The 22,341-nt window shown below is 69.8% G+C and carries 19 protein-coding genes; 13 read left to right on the top strand and 6 right to left on the bottom strand.

The features are described 5' to 3' along the window. Window positions 1-126: 126 nt before the first annotated feature. A complete protein-coding gene (locus J2847_RS35000; RefSeq protein ID WP_209782125.1) occupies window positions 127-528 on the bottom strand; it encodes a hypothetical protein in 402 nt (133 codons plus the stop codon). Here J2847_RS35000 and J2847_RS34365 point away from each other — a divergent pair. From J2847_RS34365 to J2847_RS28565, 5 genes are all read left to right on the top strand, one after another. Further along, window positions 457-660 (top strand): hypothetical protein, encoded by a 204-nt coding sequence (locus tag J2847_RS34365; protein WP_233474856.1) that lies wholly within the window; start codon window positions 457-459, stop codon window positions 658-660. The genes J2847_RS35000 and J2847_RS34365 overlap by 72 nt on opposite strands. Next, a complete protein-coding gene (locus J2847_RS34710) occupies window positions 645-959 on the top strand; it encodes an iron chelate uptake ABC transporter family permease subunit (protein WP_325169502.1) in 315 nt (104 codons plus the stop codon). The genes J2847_RS34365 and J2847_RS34710 overlap by 16 nt, the downstream gene beginning before the upstream one ends. Further along, window positions 935-1,552, top strand: coding sequence for an iron chelate uptake ABC transporter family permease subunit (locus J2847_RS28575; RefSeq protein WP_267912579.1), 618 nt, complete (start codon window positions 935-937; stop codon window positions 1,550-1,552). Before J2847_RS34710 ends, J2847_RS28575 begins: the two co-directional genes overlap by 25 nt. Before the next feature lie 43 nt (window positions 1,553-1,595). Beyond that, entirely contained in the window at window positions 1,596-3,272 is a 1,677-nt protein-coding gene (locus tag J2847_RS28570) for an ABC transporter ATP-binding protein (RefSeq protein ID WP_209782124.1), read from the top strand. A gap of 293 nt (window positions 3,273-3,565) precedes the next feature. Beyond that, window positions 3,566-4,429, top strand: a complete 864-nt coding sequence (locus J2847_RS28565; protein WP_209782123.1) for a DMT family transporter — start codon at window positions 3,566-3,568, stop codon at window positions 4,427-4,429. Between the two features lie 180 nt (window positions 4,430-4,609). On the opposite strand, the gene J2847_RS28560 is transcribed toward J2847_RS28565, so the two are convergent. Together J2847_RS28560 and J2847_RS28555 are read right to left on the bottom strand one after the other, a co-directional pair. After that, window positions 4,610-5,083: a hypothetical protein gene (locus J2847_RS28560; protein ID WP_209782122.1), complete on the bottom strand. Its 474-nt coding sequence runs from the start codon at window positions 5,081-5,083 to the stop codon at window positions 4,610-4,612. A 129-nt stretch (window positions 5,084-5,212) separates the two neighbouring features. Beyond that, on the bottom strand, window positions 5,213-5,686 hold the full coding sequence (locus J2847_RS28555) for a VOC family protein (RefSeq protein ID WP_209782121.1): 474 nt from the start codon (window positions 5,684-5,686) through the stop codon (window positions 5,213-5,215). 443 nt (window positions 5,687-6,129) lie between these two features. Here J2847_RS28555 and J2847_RS28550 point away from each other — a divergent pair, with 443 nt between their 5' ends. The 7 genes from J2847_RS28550 to J2847_RS28520 all read left to right on the top strand — a co-directional run bounded on the left by J2847_RS28550 (window position 6,130) and on the right by J2847_RS28520 (window position 15,114). Continuing rightward, window positions 6,130-7,551 carry an FAD-binding oxidoreductase gene (locus J2847_RS28550; RefSeq protein ID WP_209782120.1) on the top strand — a complete coding sequence of 474 codons (1,422 nt, stop codon included), beginning with the start codon at window positions 6,130-6,132 and terminating at the stop codon, window positions 7,549-7,551. A 103-nt stretch (window positions 7,552-7,654) separates the two neighbouring features. Further along, window positions 7,655-8,737 (top strand): ABC transporter substrate-binding protein, encoded by a 1,083-nt coding sequence (locus tag J2847_RS28545; protein WP_209782119.1) that lies wholly within the window; start codon window positions 7,655-7,657, stop codon window positions 8,735-8,737. A 270-nt stretch (window positions 8,738-9,007) separates the two neighbouring features. Continuing rightward, complete coding sequence (locus J2847_RS28540) at window positions 9,008-10,138, top strand: ABC transporter ATP-binding protein (RefSeq protein WP_209782118.1); 1,131 nt, start codon at window positions 9,008-9,010, stop codon at window positions 10,136-10,138. 1 nt (window position 10,139) lies between these two features. Then, window positions 10,140-11,930 carry an ABC transporter permease subunit gene (locus J2847_RS28535; protein WP_233474855.1) on the top strand — a complete coding sequence of 597 codons (1,791 nt, stop codon included), beginning with the start codon at window positions 10,140-10,142 and terminating at the stop codon, window positions 11,928-11,930. Between the two features lie 52 nt (window positions 11,931-11,982). Then, on the top strand, window positions 11,983-12,903 hold the full coding sequence (dapA, locus tag J2847_RS28530) for a 4-hydroxy-tetrahydrodipicolinate synthase (protein ID WP_209782117.1): 921 nt from the start codon (window positions 11,983-11,985) through the stop codon (window positions 12,901-12,903). 136 nt (window positions 12,904-13,039) lie between these two features. Continuing rightward, complete coding sequence (locus J2847_RS28525) at window positions 13,040-13,882, top strand: IclR family transcriptional regulator (protein WP_233474854.1); 843 nt, start codon at window positions 13,040-13,042, stop codon at window positions 13,880-13,882. A 32-nt stretch (window positions 13,883-13,914) separates the two neighbouring features. Further along, entirely contained in the window at window positions 13,915-15,114 is a 1,200-nt protein-coding gene (locus tag J2847_RS28520) for an alpha-hydroxy acid oxidase (protein ID WP_209782116.1), read from the top strand. A gap of 6 nt (window positions 15,115-15,120) precedes the next feature. Here the strand turns inward: J2847_RS28520 and J2847_RS28515 are convergent, their stop codons facing one another. From J2847_RS28515 to J2847_RS28505, 3 genes are all read right to left on the bottom strand, one after another. Next, window positions 15,121-15,756 (bottom strand): YitT family protein, encoded by a 636-nt coding sequence (locus tag J2847_RS28515; RefSeq protein WP_209782115.1) that lies wholly within the window; start codon window positions 15,754-15,756, stop codon window positions 15,121-15,123. Between the two features lie 28 nt (window positions 15,757-15,784). Further along, entirely contained in the window at window positions 15,785-16,957 is a 1,173-nt protein-coding gene (locus J2847_RS28510; RefSeq protein WP_209782114.1) for an amino acid aminotransferase, read from the bottom strand. A gap of 176 nt (window positions 16,958-17,133) precedes the next feature. Beyond that, entirely contained in the window at window positions 17,134-18,606 is a 1,473-nt protein-coding gene (locus tag J2847_RS28505) for an NAD-dependent succinate-semialdehyde dehydrogenase (protein WP_209782152.1), read from the bottom strand. Window positions 18,607-18,895: 289 nt separating this feature from the next. Here J2847_RS28505 and J2847_RS28500 point away from each other — a divergent pair, with 289 nt between their 5' ends. Further along, complete coding sequence (locus J2847_RS28500) at window positions 18,896-22,279, top strand: PAS domain S-box protein (protein WP_209782113.1); 3,384 nt, start codon at window positions 18,896-18,898, stop codon at window positions 22,277-22,279. The last annotated feature ends 62 nt before the right edge of the window (window positions 22,280-22,341 follow it).

The raw sequence follows: 22,341 nt of genomic DNA, 5'->3' as shown, positions 1-22,341 counted from the left end.
GGGATGGCGGAGGCCGCAAGCCCTGCCGGGCGGAAAAAAGAAACGGGCGGCCAGAGAGCCGGCCGCCCGAGTGGAGGGAGAAAACGCGACAGGGAACCTGCCTCGTCCCTCATCCTCTCCCGAACCTCATCCCGAGTCTTGTCGGGTTCCGCCCTGTTCGGGACAACCCTGACCGGCGTCCAGGCGGCGTAGGGTGTGGCGTAGGTGGCAGCGCGGGCGGATTTCGCCCATCCGGCCGGCCCGCTCAATCGTAATGCTGGAAATTGCCTTGGCTGGTGCAGGCCTTCCAATAGGCGACGACCGAACAGGCATCCACGGGCAGGCGGAGCGTCTGGCGGACGTGGGAACGGATGCGCTGCGCGGCCCTGTGCTCGGTTCCGGTCCAGACCGCCGTCCCGCCGGGGTGGCCGCCAGAACCGCGTCGGCCAGGGGAGACGAGCCCGTCCGGGGGCCGCCATGCCCGTGGAACCATGTGATGGCGGCGGTCGCCGGCGAGGGCAGCTCCTGCCGCTCGGCATCGTCGGGCACCTCGATGAACACCTCCGCCGTGGGCCGTCGCTCGACAGCCGGCCGACGCGCTCGCGCCGGAGCCGGCGCCCGTGGCTGCTGATCGGCCTGTTCGCCCTGCTCGGCGCGCCGCCGCCGTGGCGCTGGCCCTGACCGTCGGCACCGGGCCGGAGGGCTGGACCGTCTCCACCGGCCCGCTTCTCGAACGGCTGCTCGGTTGGCGTGGCCCGCGCGTGGCGGTGGCGGCGGCGGCCGGCGCCATGCTGGCGGCGGCCGGGGTTCTGTTGCAGCGCGTTACCGCCAACCCGCTGGCCGGCCCGGAAATTCTCGGCGTCGGCACCGGGGCGGGTGTCGGGCTGACCGCCGCCCTGTTCCTTTTCGCGGCACCCGGCGTCGGCATCCAGGTCGCCGCCTCGGCGGCGGGGCAATGCTGGTGCTCGCCGCCATGCTGACCCTGTCGCTGCGCGCCGGCTTCGGGCCGGAGCGGCTGCTGCTGGCGGGCATTGCCATGAACGCCCTGTGCAGCGCCGTGCTGACCGCCGTCATCGCCACCGGCACCCCGCAGGCCTTCGCGCTGCTGCGCTGGCTGAGCGGTTCCACCAACGACGCCACCCCGGCCGACGGCTGGTTCTGCGCCGGGGCGGCGGTCCTGCTGCTCGCCGGCCTGCCCCTGGCGTCGAAATGGCTGGAGATCCTGCCGCTGGGTACGGTGACGGCGCGGTCGGTCGGGCTGCCGGTGCGGCGCTGCCGCATCCTGCTTGTGCTGCTTGCCGGCCTGCTGACGGCGGCGGCGGCGCTGTTCGTCGGGCCCTTGAGCTTCGTCGGACTGATCGCTCCGCACCTCGCCCGTCTGGTCGGCCTTGGCCGGCCGCTGGAGCAGGGGAGCGGCGCCGTCCTGATCGGCGCCAGCCTGATGGTGGTGTCGGACTGGCTGGCGCGGACCGTCGCGTTCCCGTATCAATTGCCGCTCGGGCTGTTCGCGGCGCTGCTCGCCGGCCCCTGTCTGATCTGGTTGCTTGGCCGCCCGGACGTGCGCGCCGGCTAGCCCATCTTTGTTCCCGTCCCGACGTTCCGGAATGAGAAGAGCCATGCTCCGCCGTTTCTTCGCCTACTACCGTCCCTACAAGGGCCTGCTGCTGCTCGACATCGGCTGCGCCATTCTGTCGGGCCTGCTTGAGCTGGGCTTCCCGATGGCCGTGCGGGCCTTCGTGGACAAGCTGCTGCCGACCCAGGACTGGGCGCTGATCGTCGCCGCCACGGCCGCCCTGCTGGCGGTCTACATGGCGAATGGCGGGCTGATGGCCATCGTGACCTATTGGGGCCACAAGCTCGGCGTCAACATCGAGACGGAGATGCGCCGGAAGAGCTTCGACCATCTCCAGAAGCTCTCCTTCAGCTTCTACGACAACAACAAGACCGGCCATCTCGTCGGCCGCGTCACCCGCGATCTCGACGAGATCGGCGAGGTCGCGCATCACGGGCCGGAAGACCTGCTGATCGCGATCATGACCTTCGTCGGCGCCTTTTCGCTGATGGCGGTGGTGCATCTGCCGCTGGCGCTGATCACCGCGGCCATCGTGCCGATGATCGCCTGGCTGACCAGCCGCTACGGCGGGCGGATGACGCGCAACTGGCAGTCGCTCTATTCCCGCGTCGGTGACTTCAACGTCCGCATCGAGGAGAATGTCGGTGGGATGCGCGTCGTCCAGGCCTTCACCAACGAGGAGCACGAGCGCAAGCTGTTCGCCGAGGACAACGACCGCTACCGCCAGACCAAGCTCGACGCCTACAAGATCATGGCCGCCTCGACGACGCTCAGCTACATGAGCATGCGGCTGATCCTGATCGTCGTCATGCTGACGGGCGCGCATTTCGTGCTGGTGGGCGAGATGACCCAGGGCGGCTTCTTCGCCTTCCTGCTGCTGGTCAACACCTTCTTCCGGCCGATCGAGAAGATCAACGCGGTCATCGAGACCTACCCGCGCGGGATCGCCGGCTTCCGCCGCTACACGGCGCTGCTCGACACCCAGCCGGACATCGAGGATGGGCCGGACGCCGTTCCGGCCCCGGCGCTGAAGGGCGACATCCGCTACAGCGGCGTGTCCTTCGGCTACGACGCGGCGCGCCCGGTCCTCAAGGACATCGACCTGACCATCAAGGCCGGCTCGACCGTCGCCTTCGTCGGCCCGTCGGGCGCCGGCAAGACGACGATCTGTTCGCTGCTGCCGCGCTTCTACGAGGTGACGGGCGGCAACATCACGGTCGACGGCATCGACATCCGCGCCATGACGCTGGCCTCGCTGCGCCGGCAGATCGGCATCGTCCAGCAGGACGTCTTCCTGTTCGGCGGCTCGATCCGCGAGAACATCGCCTATGGCCGGCTCGGCGCGTCGGACGCGGAGATCATGGAGGCGGCGCGGCGCGCCCATCTCGACGGGCTGATCGCCTCGCTGCCCGAAGGGCTCGACACCATCATCGGCGAGCGCGGCGTGAAGCTGTCCGGCGGGCAGAAACAGCGCCTGACCATCGCCCGGATGTTCCTGAAGAATCCGCCGATCCTGATCCTCGACGAGGCGACCTCGGCGCTCGACACCCAGACGGAGCGGGAAATCCAGAAGTCGCTGATGGAACTGGCGGAGGGGCGGACGACCCTGGTCATCGCCCACCGGCTGGCGACCATCCGCAACGCCGACGAGGTCTATGTCGTCGGCACCGAGGGCGGCCTCCAGCGGATCACCCACGAGGAACTCGCCAAGCGCGGCTGAGGCCCGGAGGCGGGTCGGTGGGAAACGGAAGGGGCTCGACGCGATGATCGCGCTGGCCGACCAGGGAACGGGCGTGCTATGCGTGACCCACGAGATGGGCTTCGCGCGAGGGCGCCGACCGGGTCGTGTTCATGGGCCGGGGACGGGGCGTCGAGGGCGACACGCCGGACCCGTCTTCGCCAATCCCGCACGCACGCGGGAGTTTCTGGAGCGGGTGATCCACAATCATGCCTGACGGGCCTTGTCGACCGGAATCGCCCCGGCCGGCCGAACCGGCGCGGATCGGTCGGAGGATGAGCCAGAAGATGGGGCGGGAAGGCGGCCTTCTGCTCCTTTCCTGCCTCCTGTTCTGTTGCAGTGACGTCTTCATCAAGCTGCTGACGCAGGAGATGCCGCTCGGCGAGTTCATGGTGCTGCGCGCCTTGACCTGCATCGTCTTCTTCCTGGCGGTCATGCCGCGGACGGAGCGGAGCGGCGTGCTGCGGCACGCCGGCAACCGGTTCGTCCTGATGCGCAGCCTGTTCGAGGCGGTGTCGGTGACTTGCTTCATCCTGGCGCTTCAGGCTCTGCCCACCGCCACCGTGTCCTCGATCTACATGACGGGGCCGGTCTTCACGGTCTGCGTCGCGGCGGCGCTCGGCATGACACGGCTCAGCTGGCGGCTGGTGATCAGCGTCGCCATCGCCTTCGCCGGCGTGCTGCTGGTGGCGCTGCCGCGCGAGGCCGGCCTGACCGAGGCCGTCGCACTCGCCTTCGTCTCGGCCCTCCTCGTCGCCGGTCGCGACCTCGTCACCCGTGGGATGCCCGCGGGCATTCCGTCGATGACCGTCGCCCTGGTGACCATGGTCGGCGTCGGGCTGGCCGGGGCGCTGCTTGGCCCGTGGGGGGCGCCGTGGATGGTCATCGGGCCGGGCGTGGCGGGGATGCTGATGCTCGGGGCGATGTTCACGGCCGGCGGCAATTATCTGATCATCGTGGCCTACCGGACCGGCGATCCGGGGCTCATGTCGGTGCTGCGCTATGCCTCGATCCCCATGGCGATGGTGGTGGGAGGGATCGTGTTCGGGCATGTCCCCTATCCGTTGCAGTTCCTGGGGGCAGGCATGGTGATCCTCGGGGGCTCGATCGCGATGGGGCGTGGGCGTTCCGGGAGCTGAGCCGGGGTACCGATCACGTTCCACTCGGAAGCGGGGGCGCGGGCGGAATTCCCTGACACAGCCGCGCTTCGAGATCCTGGAGCACCGGCGCCGAGCGAAGCTTTCCCATGAAAAATCCCGGCCGGAGGAACCGGCCGGGGCGCTGCGGGAGAGTTTGGGGAGAGGGTTTTTGGGAAAGGCTCAGCGCTGCTGGAGGAGGGCGCGCTGTCCGGCGAAATTGCCGATGCCGGCCGACAGGTTCTGGACGTTGCCGAGGTTGCCGCCGCCGGGCAGCGGGGAACGGCTGCCGAACTGCTGGACCAGGGCGCTCTGCGAGGCGCGGTTGCCGATGCCGGCCGCCGTGTTGCCGACGATGGCGGTGTTGGAGCCACCGCCGACCAGCGGAGCGCCGAGGATGCGGCCGGGGCCGCCCTGCATCACGGTGACGCCCTGGCGGGCGACGTTGCCGACACCCGCCGCCATGTTGCTGACGTCGGCGGTGTTGGCGGTGCCGAGGATGCTGCCGCCGGTCGCCTGCCGGGTCATCGCCGACTGAAGCGCCACGTTGCCGACGCCGGCCGCGGTGTTCGAGATCGAGCTGACGTTCTGGGCGAAGGCCGGGGCCGACAGCAGGGCAAGCGTGGCGAAGCCGGAGAGCAGGGCGGTGCGGATCATGGTGGCGTCTTCCTCTGGGGCTGGCCGGCTCGCGGCGGGGGATGCGGTCCGGCGGTTGGTCGATGACCGGACACTACCGCCGCGCCGGATCCACCGCTGTGAGCCGCGCCACAAGCCGGCGCAGAACGCTCAGCCGCGCCGTGCCGCCTCGATCGCGGCGACATCGATCCTCCTCATGCCCATCATGGCTTCGAACGCTCGCTTCGCTTCCCCGCCTCCGGCCGCCATCGCTTCCGTCAGCACGCGCGGTGTGATCTGCCAGGAAATGCCCCATCTGTCCTTGCACCAGCCGCAGGCGCTTTCCTGGCCGCCATTGCCGACGATGGCGTTCCAGTAGCGATCGGTCTCTTCCTGATCGTCGGTGGCGATCTGGAACGAGAAGGCTTCGTTGTGCTTGAACGTGGGGCCACCGTTGAGGCCGAGGCAGGCGACGCCGGCCACGGTGAACTCGACTGTCAGCACGTCGCCCGCCTTGCCGGAGGGGTAGTCGCCGGGGGCTCGGTGAACGGCACCCACCGTGCTGTCGGGAAAGGTTTCGGCGTAGAAGCGGGCCGCGGCCTCGGCGTTCTTGTCGTACCAAAGGCAGATCGTGTTCTTTGCCATGACGTGTCCTTTCGTTGAAGCCGGCATCCGGCCCTGTGTTCCACACGCTGCCTTCTGAGTTGGGGCGTCGGATGTGTTTCTCCACCCCCCCGGACTCCCTGCTCTGCCCAGAAGGGGAAGCGCGGACGCGGCCGGCGGCTAGCGCGTCGAGTTCGGCCGGCTGCCGCCGGCGGCCCAGCCAGCGCCAGCCGAACTCGGCCACCGGGCGGGCGGAGAAGCATTTTAAAAATAATTGGCGACACGAACATGTTCGCTTTCATGGCCCCGGCCATGCCCGCCGATCGGCTACCGATTGGGTCGGGCTTGAAGAGCAAAGCCGCAGGTTGAGCCCAGAAATTTGGCGATGGTTTAAAAAGCCCATTGTTCGGGCACTGACACAGCGCTATCATATTTCGGTTACTTTAATCTCATATCGATTAAAACGGTAAGCGAGGAGATCGAGTGTGGACTTGGTCGCTGAACTGGCGGGTTTGATCGGCGCCGACGCCGTTCTGACCGCGCCCACCGATCTGGAAGCCGTGACCGAGGATTGGCGCGGGCGCTACCGCGGCGCGGCGCTGTGTCTCGCGCGTCCGGCCAACACCGAGGAGGTGGCGGCGGTCGTCCGGGCTTGTGCCCGCCATGGGGTTCCGGTGCTGCCGCAGGGCGGCAACACCAGCCTGTGCGGCGGTGCCGTGCCCTCGGCCGAGGGACCGGCCCCGGTCATCCTGAGTTTGGCGCGACTGCGCAAGGTCCGCGCGATCGACCCGGTCAACAACACCATCGAGGTCGAGGCCGGCTGCGTGCTCGCCACGGTGCAGGAAGCCGCCGCCGCCGCCGGGCGCCTCTATCCGGTGAGTCTGGGCGCCGAGGGCTCCTGCCAGATCGGCGGGACGATCGCGACCAACGCCGGCGGCACCTCGGTCCTGCGCTACGGCAACACGCGCGACAACGTGCTGGGGCTGGAGGTCGTGCTGCCCGACGGCGCCGTCTGGTCGGGGCTGTACGGCCTGCGCAAGAACAACACGGGCTACGACCTGAAGCATCTCTTCATCGGTTCGGAAGGCACGCTCGGCGTCGTCACCGCGGCGGTGCTGAAGCTGCACCCGCTGCCAACCCGCCACGCCAACGCCTGGGTCGGGCTGTCCTCGCCCGAGGCGGCGCTGGAGCTGCTGACCATGGTGCAGGAAAGCTCCGGGGCCAGCCTGACCGCCTTCGAGCTGATCAACCAGCTCCAGCTCGATCTGGTGGTCGAGCATGTTCCCAATCGCCGCAGCCCGATCGGGGAACTGGCCGACTGGCACGTCCTGATCGAGCTGGCCGGCAACGGCGCGCCGGGCGTCCTCGACGCCGAGTTGCAGGCGATCCTGGAGCGCGCCTTCGAGAAGGGGCTGTTGGTCGACGCGGCGCTCGCCGCCAGCGAGGCCCAGCGCATCGCCATGTGGGACGTCCGCCACAGCGTGTCGGAGGCCAACAAGAAGGGCGGCGTCGGCCTGACCACCGACTGCGCCGTGCCGCTTTCCGCCGTGCCGGCCTTCATCGAGAGCGCGACGGCGGCGGTGCGCCGTCTGGTGCCGGGCCTGCCGATGGTCGTCGTCGCCCACATCGGCGACGGCAACGTCCATTTCATCCCCTTCTTCACCTTCGAGGCCTGGCGCAAGGTCACGGATACCGAGGCGCTGGCCGCCGCCATCCGCCACGCGGTGAACGACGAGGCCGCGCGCCTCAAGGGCACCTTCAGCGCCGAGCATGGCATCGGCCGCACCCTGGTGCCCGAGATGGCCCGCTACAAGCCGCCCGCCGAACTGACGCTGATGCGCGCGATCAAGCAGGCGATCGACCCGCAGAACCTGTTCAACCCCGGCCGGCTGCTGCCGCCGGCCTGACACCGCCGGATGGGGCCGTGCGAGCGGCCGCTCCGATGCCGTGTCTTTGTCCGCCGTCCGCTGAAATCAGACCCCACGCTGACTTTCCACGAGGAGTTCCGTCATGAGCATGAGCAAACCCGGCTGGTCCCGCCGTTCCCTTCTGAAAACCGGCGCCGCCGGCGCCGCGGCGCTGGCGATGCCGGCGATCTGGAGCCCGGCCCGTGCGCAGAACAAGCGGATCGTCGTCCGCGATGACGGCGGCATCTACACGCAGGCCTACAGCGCCATCTATTACAAGCCCTTCTTCGAGGCGACCGGCATCGAGGTGGTCGGCGTCCAGGCCAACGCCGAGCCGACCGCCCAGATCCGTTCGATGGTCGAGGCCAAGTCCTACACCTGGGACATGGCCAAGATCAGCCGCCCGGCGATCCTCATGCTGACCAGCGGCGACAAGCCGCTGCTGGAGAAGCACGGGCTGGAGAACGACCCGGTCGTCGCCAGCATTCCGAAGGAATACATGTCGGAATACGGCGTCGGCACGAACGTCTACACCACCGTTCTGGCCTACCGCACCGACGCTTTCAAGGGCCGCAAGGCGCCAGCCTCCTGGAAGGACTTCTTCGACGTCGCCAACTTCGCCGGCCGCCGCGCGCTGCGCAAGCACCCGTTCGACACCATCGAGCAGGCGCTGATGGGCGACGGCGTGCCGACCGGCGAAGTCTATCCCTGCAACCTCGACCGTGCCTTCGCCACCCTCGACCGTCTCAAGAAGGATGTCTCGGTCTTCTGGACCAGCGGTGCGCAGGTCGAGCAGATGCTGGGTTCGGGCGAGGTCGACATGATCCCGACCTGGGTTTCCCGCGCCCAGGCGGCGATCGCGGCCGGCGCCCCGGTCGGCATCGTCTGGGACCAGAACATCTGGGGTCTGGACAGCTGGTCGATTCTGGCCGGCACGCCGAACGCCGACGCCTGCCGCCAGTTCATCAAGTTCGCCTCCGACCCGAAGCGTCAGGCGGCCCTGGTGAAGTATTTCCCGGCCGGCGTCACCCAGCCTGAGGCCTTCAAGCACATCGACGCCAAGCTGGCCCCCGACTGCCCGACCTTCCCGGAGAACATCAAGCGCGGCCTGCCGATCGACGCCAAGTACTGGCTCGACAACCAGCAGGCGGTGCTGGAGCGCTACAACGCCTGGCTGCTGAGCTGAACGGCTGACCTTCCAAGGGGGCTCTGCCCGAGCCCCCTGCGGAGCCTTCCGGAACGATCGCTTCCGACGACCGGATTCCTTCCTCAAGGAAACCCGTCATTCCCGCGAAGGCGGGGATCCAGGCTGTTCCACCAGAGCGGCCTTGCGGACTCCGGATTCCTGCCTTCGCGGGGATGACGGACATCTCCATGAAGGAATCCAGGTTCCTGACGTGATTGCCCCATGGGGCTCCCGACCGTCCTTTCCTTCTCCCCTCGCCACGAGGCTACCATGTCTTCTTCCAGCCTTACGGTCCAAGGCCTTGCCAAGCGCTATGGCGACTTCGTCGCGCTCGCCCCCACCGATCTCATCGTCCCGGAGGGCGAGTTCCTCACGCTCCTCGGGCCGTCGGGCTCGGGCAAGACGACGCTTCTCAGCCTGCTGGCTGGACTGGTGCAGCCCGACGAGGGGAGCGTGCGCATCGGCGCGCAGGACGTCACCTACAGCCCGCCCTACGAGCGCGATATCGGTGTGGTGTTCCAGAACTACGCGCTGTTCCCGCACATGACGATCGAGGAGAACATCGCGTTCCCCTTGAAGATGCGCAAGGTGGGCGCCGAGGAGGCGCGGAAGCGCGCCCGCGAGGCGTTGGAGATGGTGCATCTGCCGCACGTCGCCGGCCGCTACCCGAAGGAGCTGTCGGGCGGCCAGCAGCAGCGCATCGCGCTGGCCCGCTGCATGGTCTACCGCCCGTCGATCATCCTGATGGACGAGCCGCTGGGCGCGCTCGACAAGAAGCTGCGCGAGCACATGCAGCTCGAGATCAAGCGCCTGCACCGCGAGACCGGCACGACCGTCGTCTACGTCACCCACGACCAGGAAGAGGCGATGACGATGTCCGATCGCATCTGCCTGATGAACGCCGGCCGCATCGAGCAGCTCGGCACCCCGGCCGACCTGTATTTCCGTCCCAAGTCGCTGTTCGTCGCCGATTTCCTCGGTGAATCCAACATCCTGCCGGCCGACGCGCGCGGCCGGGTCGGCGACGAGGTCGAGGTGCATCTGGGCGGCCAGAAGGTTCCCGGCCGGGCGCTCGCCAACGGCCACGACCTGCCGCGGGGCAGTTCGGTGCACGTCATGGTGCGTCCGCAGAACATCACCGTCGCCCGTGCCCAGGAAGGTGTCGAGGGCAGTGGCGTGCAAGGCCGCGTGTCGGACGTGATGGTCACCGGCAGCCTGACCAAGATCTACATGGAGCCGCTCGATGGCGCGCTGCCGTCGCTGGTCGCCGCCTTCCCGACCCGCAACGACGGCGACGCCTACCGCATCGACGACGTGCTGAGCCTGTCCTGGAGCGGCCGTGACGCCGTCGTGATCGCGCAGGGCGATACGAAACCCGCCGCCAAACCCGTGGCGGCCTGACATGAGCAGCGAAACCATGTCGATCCAGGCATCCTCATCGCCCCGCCCGCGGCGGGCCGCCCCCTCGCCGTGGCGCAAGCAGGCGGCGATGGGCGCGCCGCTGGTCTTCCTGCTGCTCGCCTTCCTCGTCTACCCGGTGGGTCAGCTCCTGACGCTCAGCGTCTACAACGGGCAGGGCTTCACGCTGGCGCCCTACCAGCAGCTCTTCAAGTCCGCGCTGTACGTCAACGTGCTGTGGATCACGATGAAGATCTCGCTGGCGACGACGCTGTTCGCGGTCGTCGGCGCCTACCCGATCGCCTACTTGATCTCGGTTGCCAAGGGACCGGCGAAGAGCCGGCTGATCTTCTGGGTGCTGCTGGCCTTCTGGACCAGCTTCCTGGTGCGCGCCTTCGCCTGGGTGGTCATCCTCGGCCGCAACGGCGTGGTCAACCATCTGCTGCTGTCGCTGGGCATCATCGACCGCCCGGCCGACCTGCTCTACAGCTTCGGCGCCGTGCTGGTCGGCATGGTCCACGCCATGCTGCCGCTCGCCGTCATGACGATGCTGGCGGTGATGGAGAACATCGACCGCACCCTGCCGCGCGCCGCCACCACGCTGGGCGCCCGTCCCGGCACCGCCTTCTGGACGGTCTATTTCCCGCTGTCGGTGCCCGGCGTCGCCGCGGCGGCCATCATGGTCTTCGTCTCGGCCATCGGCTTCTTCATCGTGCCCGCCCTGCTGGGCGGCCGGCGCGAGACGATGATCACCCAGCTCATCATCGACCAGGTGCAGCAGACGCTGAACTGGGGGCTGGCGGGCGCCATCTCGGTGCTGCTGCTGGCGGTGGTTCTGGCCGTCTTCCTGATCTACGACCGCGTCTTCGGCTTCGCCAGCCTGACCGGCGAGAGCGCCGCCGCCGCGCGCAACCGCGACACCGCCGCCCGCCGGCTGGGTGCCCGTGTGCTGGCCCTGTTCGGCGCGGCGAGCGACGCGCTGCTGGCGCTGGTGCCGCGCCGCCGCCGCGGCGGGGATGGCGCAGCTCCGCGCGCGCTGGTCGTCTTCGTCTGGACGCTGCTGGTGCTGGTCAGCCTGCCGGCCTTCCTGATGATCCCGCTGTCCTTCGGCAAGGGCGGGCTGACCTGGCCGCCGTCGGGCTTCACCACCCAGTGGTACGAGCAGATGCTGCAATCGCCGATCTGGATGCAGGCGCTGTGGCGCTCGCTGGTGGTGGCGTTCGGCACCGGGTTGCTGTCGATGCTGATCGGCGTGCCGACGGCCTTCCTGATGGTGCGCGGCCAGATGCGCGGCAAGGGGGCGATGCTCGCCTTCATCCTGTCGCCCATCGTGGTCCCCCGCATGATCATCGCGGTCGGCATGTTCTACGTCTTCGCCCAACTGGGGCTGGTCGGCACGGTGATCGGCCTCGTGATCGGCCACACGGTCGTCGCCGTCCCCTATGTGGTGATGACGATGATGGCGGTGCTGCGCAACTACGACACCCGGCTCGATCTGGCGGCCCAGAGCCTTGGCGCGCGGCCGGTGGCGGCGCTGCGGCACGTCACCTTCCCGATCCTCGGCGCCGGCATGCTGTCCGCCTTCCTGTTCGCCTTCGCGACCTCCTTCGACGAGCTGACCATCTCGCTCTTCTCGTCGGGCGGCCTCAGCGCGACGCTGCCCAAGCAGTTCTGGGACGAGGTGACGCTCCAGGTCTCGCCGGTGATCGCCGCCGTCTCCACCTGCCTGCTGATCTTCATCGCGGCGCTGATCTACGCGGCCGACCGGCTGCGTCGCCGCAGCGTCGCCCGCTGACCCCGCCCACCCGCAACGCTTTACCGTTCTTTCGAACACCCAAGGAATCGACATGCTTGACGCTACCAAGCTCCGCGGCATCCTGCCCGCCACCCCGACGCCGGTGACGGCCGACGGCACCATCGACGTGGCGGCGTCCAAGGCGCTGTTCTCCTGGCTGACCGCGCAGGGGGTGGACGGCACCGTTCCCCTCGGCGGCACCGGCGAATACGGGGCGTTGGCCCGCAAGGAGCGCATCCGCTTCGCCGGGCTGACGGTGGAGCACATGGCCTCCCAGGGGCCGGTGATCGCCGGCGTGCTCGACACCGGCTACCACGACGCCCTGGCCGCCGGCCGCGAGTTCGCCGCCGCCGGCGTGGATGGGCTGCTGGTGCTGACCCCCTACTACACCAACCCGACCCAGGCCGGCATCCGCGACTATTTCCTGCGCTACGCCGACGAATCGCCGGTGCCGATCCTGATCTACGAGATCCCCTACCGCACCCGCATCGCCATCGACCCGGAGGTTCTGCACGAGCTGTCCCGCCATGAGCGGATCGTCGGCATGAAGGCGTGCAACACCGACATGTATCATTTCCTCCGCGTGGTGGCTGGCGTGGACCCGTCTTTCGCGGTTCTGAGCGGCGAGGACACGCTGTTCCCGCTGCACGTCGCGGCGGGGGCTAAGGGCGGCATCGTGGTGACGGCCAACCTGCTGCCGCGCGCCTGGCGCCTGGTCTACGACCTCGCCTCCACCGGCCGGGTCAGCGAGGCGCTCGACGTCCACCGCTCGCTGATTCCGATGATGAACCTCGCCTTCGCCGAGACCAATCCGGGCCCGATGAAGGCGGTGATGGATCTGATCGGTGTGAACGCCCCGGCGATGCTCGCCCCGCTGGTCGAGCCGCGAGACGAGATCCGCCAAGCGCTGCGCGCCGAGCTGTCGCGTCTGCTGGTCGCCTACGAAGGCGTGGCGTCGCGTCTGGCCTCCTGATGGCGGCCCGTTGAGGGTGGCATCATGAACCCATGGCATCCGGTGTGGCTTTTGGCCGGCCGGATGCTATGACCAGGACGGGACACGCATCCCCGCCGGCCTTCGGGTAGCCCGGCGACGATGAGGAGAAGGGACGATGCCGAAGCTGAGCAAAGCGACGACCGCGCCGGAGGTGACGGAGGCGCCCGCCAAGGCGGATCCGCGCGACTCCTCCCTGTTCGTCGGTTCGGCGGAGAAGACCTTCCAGATCCTCCACGCCTTCGACGGGCCGCACCGGCAGATGCCGCTGTCGGACATCGCCAAGACGGCCGGCCTCGATCGCAGCGCCGCCCAGCGGATGGTCTACACGTTGGAGGTGCTCGGCTACCTGCGCCGCGTCCACGGCACGCGCAACTACGCGCTGACGCCGAAGATCCTGCAATTCTCCTACAACTACCTGCGCGCCAACGACGTGATCGAGAAGGCGTCGCCCTATCTGCTGGAGATCAGCCGCAGCGTCGGCGAGACCGCCAACCTCCAGGAGCTGGACGGTCACGAGATCGTCTTCGTCGCCCGCTTCCCCGGCCGGCATCTGGTGAACATCGACATCATGGTGGGCAGCCGCCTGCCGGCCTATTTCACCGCTTCGGGCACCGCCATCCTGTCGCGCCTCTCGATGGACGAGCGCGAGGAGATCCTGGCTCGCACCGTCCTGCGGCCGCAGACGCCCTACACCGTCTATGATCCCGGCCGGCTGCGCGAGCGCGTGCAGGAGGCGGCCGAGAAGGGCTACGCCATCATCACCAACGAGACGGTGATGGGCGACATCTCCGTCGCCGCCGCCATAACCGACGAGCACGGACGCGCGGTGGCCGGCCTGAACATCTCGGTGCCGACGACCCGCTGGACCCCGGAGCGGGCCGAGCAGGAACTGGCGCAGCATGTCCAGGTGGCGGCGACCTCCATTTCCATCAACAAGTTCGGCGGCTATCAGAGATAGGCCGCCGGACGATCCATGAGGTTCGGGAGCCCATGCCGCGCTTCGACGCCTGCCTGAACATCGACGAGCTTCGCCGTGTCGCTCGCCGCCGCCTGCCGCGCGGCCTGTTCGAGTACATCGACCGCGGCACCGAGGACGAGGCTTCGCTGCGCGCCCTGCGCCGCTCCTTCGAGGATGCGCCGCTGGTTCCCCGCGTGCTGGTCGACACCAGCGGCCGGACCCTGCGCACGCCGTTGTTCGGCGTCGAGCGGCCGCTGCCGTTCGTGGTGGCGCCCACCGCCGCCGCCGGGCTGGTGCGCTACGACGGCGAGGTGCTGCTGGCGCAAGCGGCGAAGGCGGCCGGCGTGCCCTTCTGCGTCTCCACCCAGTCGATCACCAGCGTCGAGGCCATTGCCGCCTCCGGCGCCGAACTGTGGTTTCAGCTCTATGTCTGGCGCGACCGCACCCTGACCCATGACCTGCTCGAGCGCGTCGCGCGTGCCGGTGTCGGGACGCTGATCCTGACCGTGGACACGGCGGTGTCGCCCAAGCGCGAGTACAACCAGCGCAACGGCTTCGGCGTTCCCATCACGCCGTCGCTGCGCGGCGGGCTGGACGTGGCGAGCCATCCGGTGTGGCTGTGGACGGTGCTGCTGCGCTATCTGCGGACCGGCGGCTGGCCGGGCTACGCCCATTACCCGGCGGAGTTCCGCACCCGCATAACCGACGCCGCGGCGAGCGACCGGATCAAGCTGTGCGACCGGGTGGACTGGAGCGACGTGGCCGAGCTGCGCCGCCGCTGGACCGGGCGGCTCATCCTCAAGGGCATCCTCAGCCTCGCCGACGCGCGCCGCGCCGCCGGGGCCGGGGTGGACGGCATCGTCGTCTCCAACCATGGCGGGCGCAACCTCGACGCGGCGCCGGCGCCGCTGTCGGTCCTGCCGCGCATCGCCGGGGAGGTCGGGCATCGGCTGACGCTGCTCGCCGACAGCGGGGTGCGGCGGGGCAGCGACGCCGCCAAGCTGCTGGCGGCGGGAGCCGCCGGGGTGCTGCTCGGCCGTTCGATGCTCTACGGGCTGGCGGCCGGCGGACCGGCCGGGGCGGAGCACGCCCTGGCGTTGCTGGGCGACGAACTCAGCCGGACCATGGCCCTGCTGGGCTGCCGGAGCGTCGCCGACCTGCGCGCCTGCCGGTTCGACGCCGTGGAGGCGGCCGGAGAGCCGGCGGCGCGCGCGCTCATGCCCGTCAACTGATGCCTGTCAACTGATGCCGAGGTAGCGGCCCGGCTTGTGGTTGATGGCGAGGATCAGATTGACGATCGCCGCCCCCACCACCGACAGCAGCAGCCGGTCGGGTGCCAGCACGAAGAAGGCCGCCGCCAGGATCGACAGATCGACGGCAAGCTGGAACCAGCCGGCGCGGATGCCGTGGCGCTCCTGGAGGTAGATCGCCAGGATGTTGATGCCACCGAGCCCGGTGCGGTGGCGGAACAGCATCAGCAGTCCGGTCCCGCACAGCCCCCCGCCGACGATCGTCGCGTAGACCGGGTCGAGGTGGGACAGGGTGATCCAGCTTTCGGTCAGGCGCGAGAACAGCGTCACCAGCCCGACGGCGACGAAGGTGCGCAGCGTGAAGCGCCAGCCCAACCGCTTCCAGGCCAGCGCGTAGAAGGGCAGGTTGATCAGGAAGAACAGCATGCCGAACTCAAGGCGCGTCACGTAGCTGAGCAGCAGCGACACACCGGCGATGCTGCCGGTCAGCAGCATCGTCTTGGTGTAGAGCATCATGCCCAACGCGATGAACAGCGTGCCGAGCAGCATCGCCAGCGCATCCTCGTAGAGCCGGTGGCGCTCGCCGGGGGCCTGGACGCGCGGCGCGGTGATCGTATTGGACATGGGCCGTGCTCCGGGTCGGCGCAGGGGATCAGCGCAGGGCGGCGAACTTGGCCACGACGCTCTCCGCCTCCGCCGTCTTCAGCCCGGCGATGTTCACGCGGCCGGAGGTCGGCATGTAGATCGCGTGCTCCGACCGCAGCCGCAGCACCTCGGCCTCGCTCAGCGGCAGCAGGGAGAACATGCCCTCCTGCGTCTCGATGGACTGCAAGGCGGGCGCGACGCCGCGCAACCCGGCGGCGAGGATGCGCCGCAGCCCCTGGATGCGGGCGCGCATGCCGTCCAACTCGTCGATCCAGTCGCGGGTCAGCGCCTCGTCGCCCAGGATCGTCCGGACCACGGCGGCGCCGTGGTCGGGCGGCATCGAATAGCTGGTGCGGGCGAGCGCCATCAGGTTGGAGCGGGCCAGATCGGCGGCGGCCGGCGCGGCGGCGACCGCGAAGATGGCGCCGGTCCGCTCGCGGTAGAGTCCGAAGGACTTCGACGACGACACGGCGACCAGCGATTCCGGCACCGCCGCGATCAGGTGGCGCAGGCCGGCGGCGTCCTCGTCCAGCCCACGGCCGAAGCCCTGGTAGGCCAGATCGATCAGCGGCAACACGCCGCGCTTTTCCAACGTCGTCGCGATCAGCGCCCATTGTTCGGACGACAGCGGGGCGCCGGTCGGGTTGTGGCAGCTTCCATGCAGCAGGGCGACGTCGCCGGCTCCGGCCCCGTCGAGGGCTTCGATCATGCGGTCGAACAGCACCGTCTGGCTCGCGCTGTCGAAGAAGGGGTATGGCACGACCTCCAGCCCGGCGGCGGAGAAGATGCCGGCGTGGTTGGGCCAGCTCGGCATTCCGACCCAGATGCGCCGGGCGCCGCCGCGCAGCGCCAGATCGGCCGCCAGCCGCAGCGCGCCCGACCCGCCCGGAGTCTGCACCCCGGCGGCGGACAGCCGCGCCCCGGTCTCGCCGCCCACCAACCTCCACAGCCGGTCGAGATAGACGGTGTCGCCCTCCAGCCCGAGGTACGACTTGCTGTCCTGGCTGTCGAGCAGGAGCCGTTCGGCCGCCTTGACCGCGCGGAAGACGGGGGTGTGGCCTTCCTCGTCACGGTAGACGCCGACGCCGAGATCGACCTTGCCGGGGCGCGGATCCTGCCGGTAGAGGCCGATCAGGGCGAGAAGGGCATCGTCGGGCTGGCGGGAAAGGGCGCTGAACATGGTCGGGTCGTCCGGTCTTGCGGCGGGAAGGGATGGAAGGATCGGTTGCGCCCGATCCTCCACCTTCGCGCGGCCCGCCACAACGCCAATGTTTGCAAGGGGGACTCGCGGCGGGGGCGGGCGAGGGGGCCGTTCCGACACGGCCCCGCCCCGCCCGCCCCCGTTTATCCCTCCGTTCAGGGTGCCGCGTGCAGGTGGGTGATGAACTTGGTGGTCAGGTAGCCGTCGAAGGTCTCCGTTCCGCCCTCGCTGCCGTAGCCGCTGTCGTTCACGCCGCCGAACGGCGTCTCGGCCAGGGCCAGACCGAAATGGTTGATCGACACCATGCCGGTGCGCAGTCCCTGGCTCACCGCGTGGGCGGTGTCGGCCGAGCGGGTGAACAGGTAGGCCGCAAGCCCGAAGGGCAGGGCGTTGGCCCGGCCCAGCACCTCCTCGGCGCTGTCGAAGGGAGTCACGATGGCGAGCGGGCCGAAGGGTTCCTCGCGCATCGCCCGGATGGTCTCGACGGCGCCATGGATGACGGTCGGTGCGTAGAAGAACCCGTCGCCCTCCAGCCGGTGCCCGCCTGTGGCGATGGCGGCGCCCTGGGCGCGGGCGTCGGCGACGAGCGCCTCCATGGCCTCGACCCGGCGGCCGTGGCAGAGCGGCCCCATGACGTTGCCCTCCTCCAGCCCGTTGCCGACCCTGGCGGCGGCGAGCTTGGCGGCGAAGCGCTCCAGGAAGCGGTCGTGCGCGCCCTTCTGCACGAAGAAGCGGGTCGGCGAGACGCAGACCTGCCCGGCGTTGCGCAGCTTGAACGCGGCCAGCGCGTCGGCCGCCGCGTCGATGTCGGCGTCCTCGAAGACGATCACCGGAGCGTGGCCGCCCAGCTCCATGGTGGTCCGCTTCATGTGCTGTCCGGCCAGCCCGGCCAGCAGCTTGCCGACCGGGACCGAGCCGGTGAAGGTCACCTTGCGCACCGCCGGATGCTCGATCAGCGTGCGCGACACCGCCGCCGGCTCGCCCCAGACGAGGTTGAGGCAGCCGGCCGGCAGCCCGGCCTCCTCGAACAGCCGGCCGATCGCCATCACGGCCGACGGCGTGTCCTCCGGCCCCTTGAGGACCATGGTGCAGCCGGCGCCCAGCGCCGCGCAGACCTTGCGGACCGCCTGGCTGAACGGGAAGTTCCAGGGGGTGAAGGCGGCGCACACCCCGACCGGCTCGCGCAGGACCGACTGGCTGACCCGCGGGTTGCGGGCCGGTATGATGCGGCCGTAGATGCGCCGGCATTCCTCGGCGTGCCAGTCGGCGTGCTCGGCCGAACCGCGCACCTCGGCCAGCGCCTCGGCCAGCGGCTTGCCCTGGTCCAGCGTGATGGCGCGGGCGATGGCGTCGGCGTTGGCCCGGACCAGATCGGCGAAGCGGCGCAGCACGGCCGAGCGGGTCATCGGCGAGCTGGCGCGCCATTGGGCGAAGGCGCGTTCGGCGGCGACGACGGCGCGCTCGAGGTCGGCCGGGTTGGCGTGCGGCAGGTGGCCCAGCAGGGCGCCGGTCGCCGGGTTGACGACCTCCTGCGTGGCCCGACCGTCCGCGTCGAGCCAGACGCCGTCGATCAGCAGGCCGAGGGAGGGATAGGCGGGGGCGGTGCTGTCGGTGTGGGGGTGCGGCACGGGAAAGGATCCTTGTGCAATCTTGGGAAGATGCGGTCCGGGAAAAGAGAGGCTTCCGGCCGATCCTAGCCGATCGCCACCCGATAAAACCGCAATCCGTTGCTGTCCTGATGTGTTTTCGTTCCCGCCACGGCGCCCGCCAGCGGGCTCACCACGGTGGTACCGCCGCTCCGCCGGTTCCTGCCCCTGAACATCCGCCGCCGGAATCTGTTTGTGATCCTGACAGCCCGAAGATTGTCCGTGCGGCCCCCGGGCGTGCCTCCGGGGGCCGGCGGGGGACACCGCGCCGATGAGCCTGCTGATCCGCCTCGTGGTTCTGGTGATCCTGGCGATGGTTCCGGCCGTCGCGATCCAGGTCCACAACGAGCGCGGCCTGCGCCGGGAGCGGGAGGCGGAGATCCACCAGCAGGCCGAACGGCTGCTCGCCCTCATCCAGGCGGAGCAGGCGCGGATGATCGAGGGCATCCGTGCGACGCTGGTGGCGGTGCGTCAGATCCGCTTCGCCCGCGAGGAGGACACCTCCTCCTGCCAGGGCTACATGGACCGCCTGCAACCCGATTTCCCGGCCCACCTCGACCTTCTCGTCGTCGGCCGCGACGGAACGATCCGCTGCGGAACCGCTCCCGGCGCCGCCGGCCTGACGGTCGCCGACCGCTCCTACGTCCAGACGGCGCTGCGCGGCAGCGGCTTCGCCGTCGGCGAGTACATCGAGAGCCGCGCGACCGGTCGGGGGGTGCTGCCCTTCGCCTTGGCGTTGCGGGACGCGGACGGCCAGCCGTCCGGCGTCGTCGCCGCCACGCTCGACATCGGCTGGTTCGAGGAACGCCTGCGCGCCATGCCGTTGCCGGCCGACGCCGAGATCGTCGTCGCCGACCAGGGCGGGCATGCGCTGGTGCGGCTTCCGGCACGGCCGGGAACGACCGGCCGGCTGTTGCCGCCGCCCTATCTGGCGCTGATGACCGCGACCCCCGGCACGGTGGAGATGGCGGACGAGAACGGCGTGACGCGCATTGTCGCCCATTCCTCCTTCGATTACGCCCCCAAGGAGCTGTTCGTCACGGTCGGCCTCGACAAGGCCGCCGTCGCCGCCTCGCTCGACGCCGCGACGTGGCGTTCGGCGGGTCTGCTCGGGCTGGGCTTCGCGCTGCTTCTCGCCACCGTCGTGATCGGCGGCCGCCGGCTGATCCTGAAGCCGGTCGCCACGCTGGTCGCGACGATGCGGCGCTGGCGGGCCGGCGACCGGTCGGCGCGCGCGGGGTTGCGGGGCAACTCGGAGATCGCGGCGCTCGGTCACGCCTTCGATGCGATGGCCGACGAGCTGGAGCGTCAGGTCGGCCAGCGCGAGCGGGTGGAGAGCGAGCTTCGCCGCAACACCGAACTGCTCGATCTGGTGATGGAATACATGCCGGCCGGCGTGTTCGTGATGGCGGCGGATGGCCGGATCATCCGGCAGAACGCCGCCGCGACGCGCATCTGGGGCGGCGAGCGCAAGGTCGGCGTCGACCGCTATGGCGAGTACAAGGCCTGGTGGGCCGACAGCGGCGAGCCGGTCGCGCCCGACGCCTGGGCGGTCTTGCGGGCGGTCCGCGACGGGGAGACCCGGTTGGGCGAGATCATCGACATCGAGGGGTTCGACGGCAGCCGCAAGACGATCCGCAACTCCGCCGTGCCCCTGCGCAACGGCGGCGGCGCCATCGTCGGCGCCGTCGCGGTGGTCGAGGACATCACGGAGAGGCTGGAGGCCGAGCGGCGCCTCGAGCGGAATCTGACGCTGCTCGACACCATCCTCGAATCCTCGCCCGATCCGATCTTCGTCAAGGACCGCGAGGGGCGCTACCTCGTGGCGAACTCGGCCGCCGCCTTCGTGTTCGGCATGAGGCGTCGGGATCTCGTCGGCGCGGCGGAGCGGGATCTCGCGGAGGCCGGAACCGCGATGACCCTCCTGGAGCATGACCGCCGGATCATGGAGAGCGGGCAGGCCGAGACCATCGACGAAACGGTGTTCAGCAAGGGGCACGGCGGCCTGCGCCATTACCTGTCGACCAAGACCCCGCTGCGTGGCGACGACGGGCGGGCGATCGGCATCATCGGCATCGCGCGCGACATCACCGCCCGCAAGCTGGCCGAGATGGCCCTGCGCGCCAGCGAGGAGCGCTATCGCGGCCTGGTCGAGACGCAGACGGAGATGATCGTGCGGATCGGCGTCGACGGGCGCTTCACCTTCGTGAACGACACCGCCTGCCGGACGCTGGGCCATTCCCGCGCCGAGCTGCTCAACGCCCGCTGGACCGAGTTCGCCCATTCGGAGGACATCGAGACGATCCGGAGCGCCATCGAGCGGACGCGGACGGCGCCGGACCATCGCGCCACCGTTGAAGCCCGCATCCGGACGGTGAAGGGTTTCCGCTGGTACGCCTGGGAGGGCTACGCGTTGTTCGACGAGAAGGGGATCTTCGTCGAGAAGCAGTCGGTCGGCCGCGACGTCACCGAGCGCAAGGCGATGGAGGACGCGCTGCGGCGGACCAAGGAGGAGGCCGAACGCGCCAAGGAGACGGCCGAGCAGGCCAACCTCGCCAAGTCGAAGTTCCTCGCCGCCGCCAGCCACGACCTGCGCCAGCCGATGCAGTCGCTGTTCCTGTTCTCCGCCGCGCTCGCCCCCCATGTGACGAGCGAGCGGGGCCAGAGCACCCTCTCCCTGCTGGAGCGCGGGCTCGACACGTTGAAGGCTCTGCTCGACAGCCTGCTCGACGTGTCGCGCCTGGACGCGGGCGGGGTGCAGCCGCAGATCGCCGACCTGCCGCTCGACCGGATCGTCGAGGACATCGAGGTCGCCTGCACGCCGGTGGCCGCCGCCAAGGGCGTGCGGCTGACGGTCGAGCGCTCCTGCGGGGTGGTGGTCCGCTCCGACCCGACGCTGCTCGGCCGCATGATCCGCAATCTGGTCGAGAACGCGGTCCGCTACACCGAACGGGGGGAGATCCGGGTCGGCTGCGACGTCGCGGGCGGCCGGGTCCGCGTCGTGGTGAGCGACACCGGCATCGGCATCCCGCCCGAGCATCTGGAGCACATCTTCGAGGAATTCCATCAGGTCGGCAACGTCGAGCGCGACCGCAGCCAGGGTCTGGGCCTGGGACTGGCCATCGTGCGGCGGCTGTCGAGTCTGCTCGATCACCCGGTCCACGCCCGGTCGGTGTTGGGCCGGGGGTCGTGCTTCTCCATCGACGTGCCGCTCGGGCGGGCCGGGCCGCCTGGACCCTCCGCCGGCCCGCCGCCCTGCGCGCCGGCGGCGGTCGGGCAGGGAATGCTGGCGCTGGTCGTCGACGACGACGCCATGGTGCTGAGCGGGCTGCGCACGGTGTTGACCGGCTGGAACTACGAGGTGGCCATCGCCGGGTCGGGGGACGAGGCGCTGGAGCGCCTGCGGGCCCTCGGCCGGCCGCCCGACATCGTCATCGCCGACTACCGGCTGCGTGACGGCGAGGTCGGCACGGCGGTGATCCAGCGGATCCGCGACGCCGTCGGGCAGCCGGTTCCCGGCATCATCCTCACCGGCGAGACCGGCCCCGAGCACCAGCGGGAGGCCGCCCGCCACGACCTGGGGCTGGCCCACAAGCCCGTCACGCCGCGCCAGCTCCACAGCGCCCTGGAACAGCTGCTGGGAGCCGTGCGCTGACACCTGTGCGCCGACACCTGTGCGCCGACACGGGGCCGGCTTGCGGTCCTGTCGCGTTGTCA

The sequence above is a fragment of the Azospirillum agricola genome, from assembly GCF_017876095.1.
Lineage (GTDB): Bacteria > Pseudomonadota > Alphaproteobacteria > Azospirillales > Azospirillaceae > Azospirillum > Azospirillum agricola.
The sequence above is the reverse complement of the archived record's forward strand: the minus strand, read 5'-3'. Positions and strand labels throughout refer to the sequence as shown.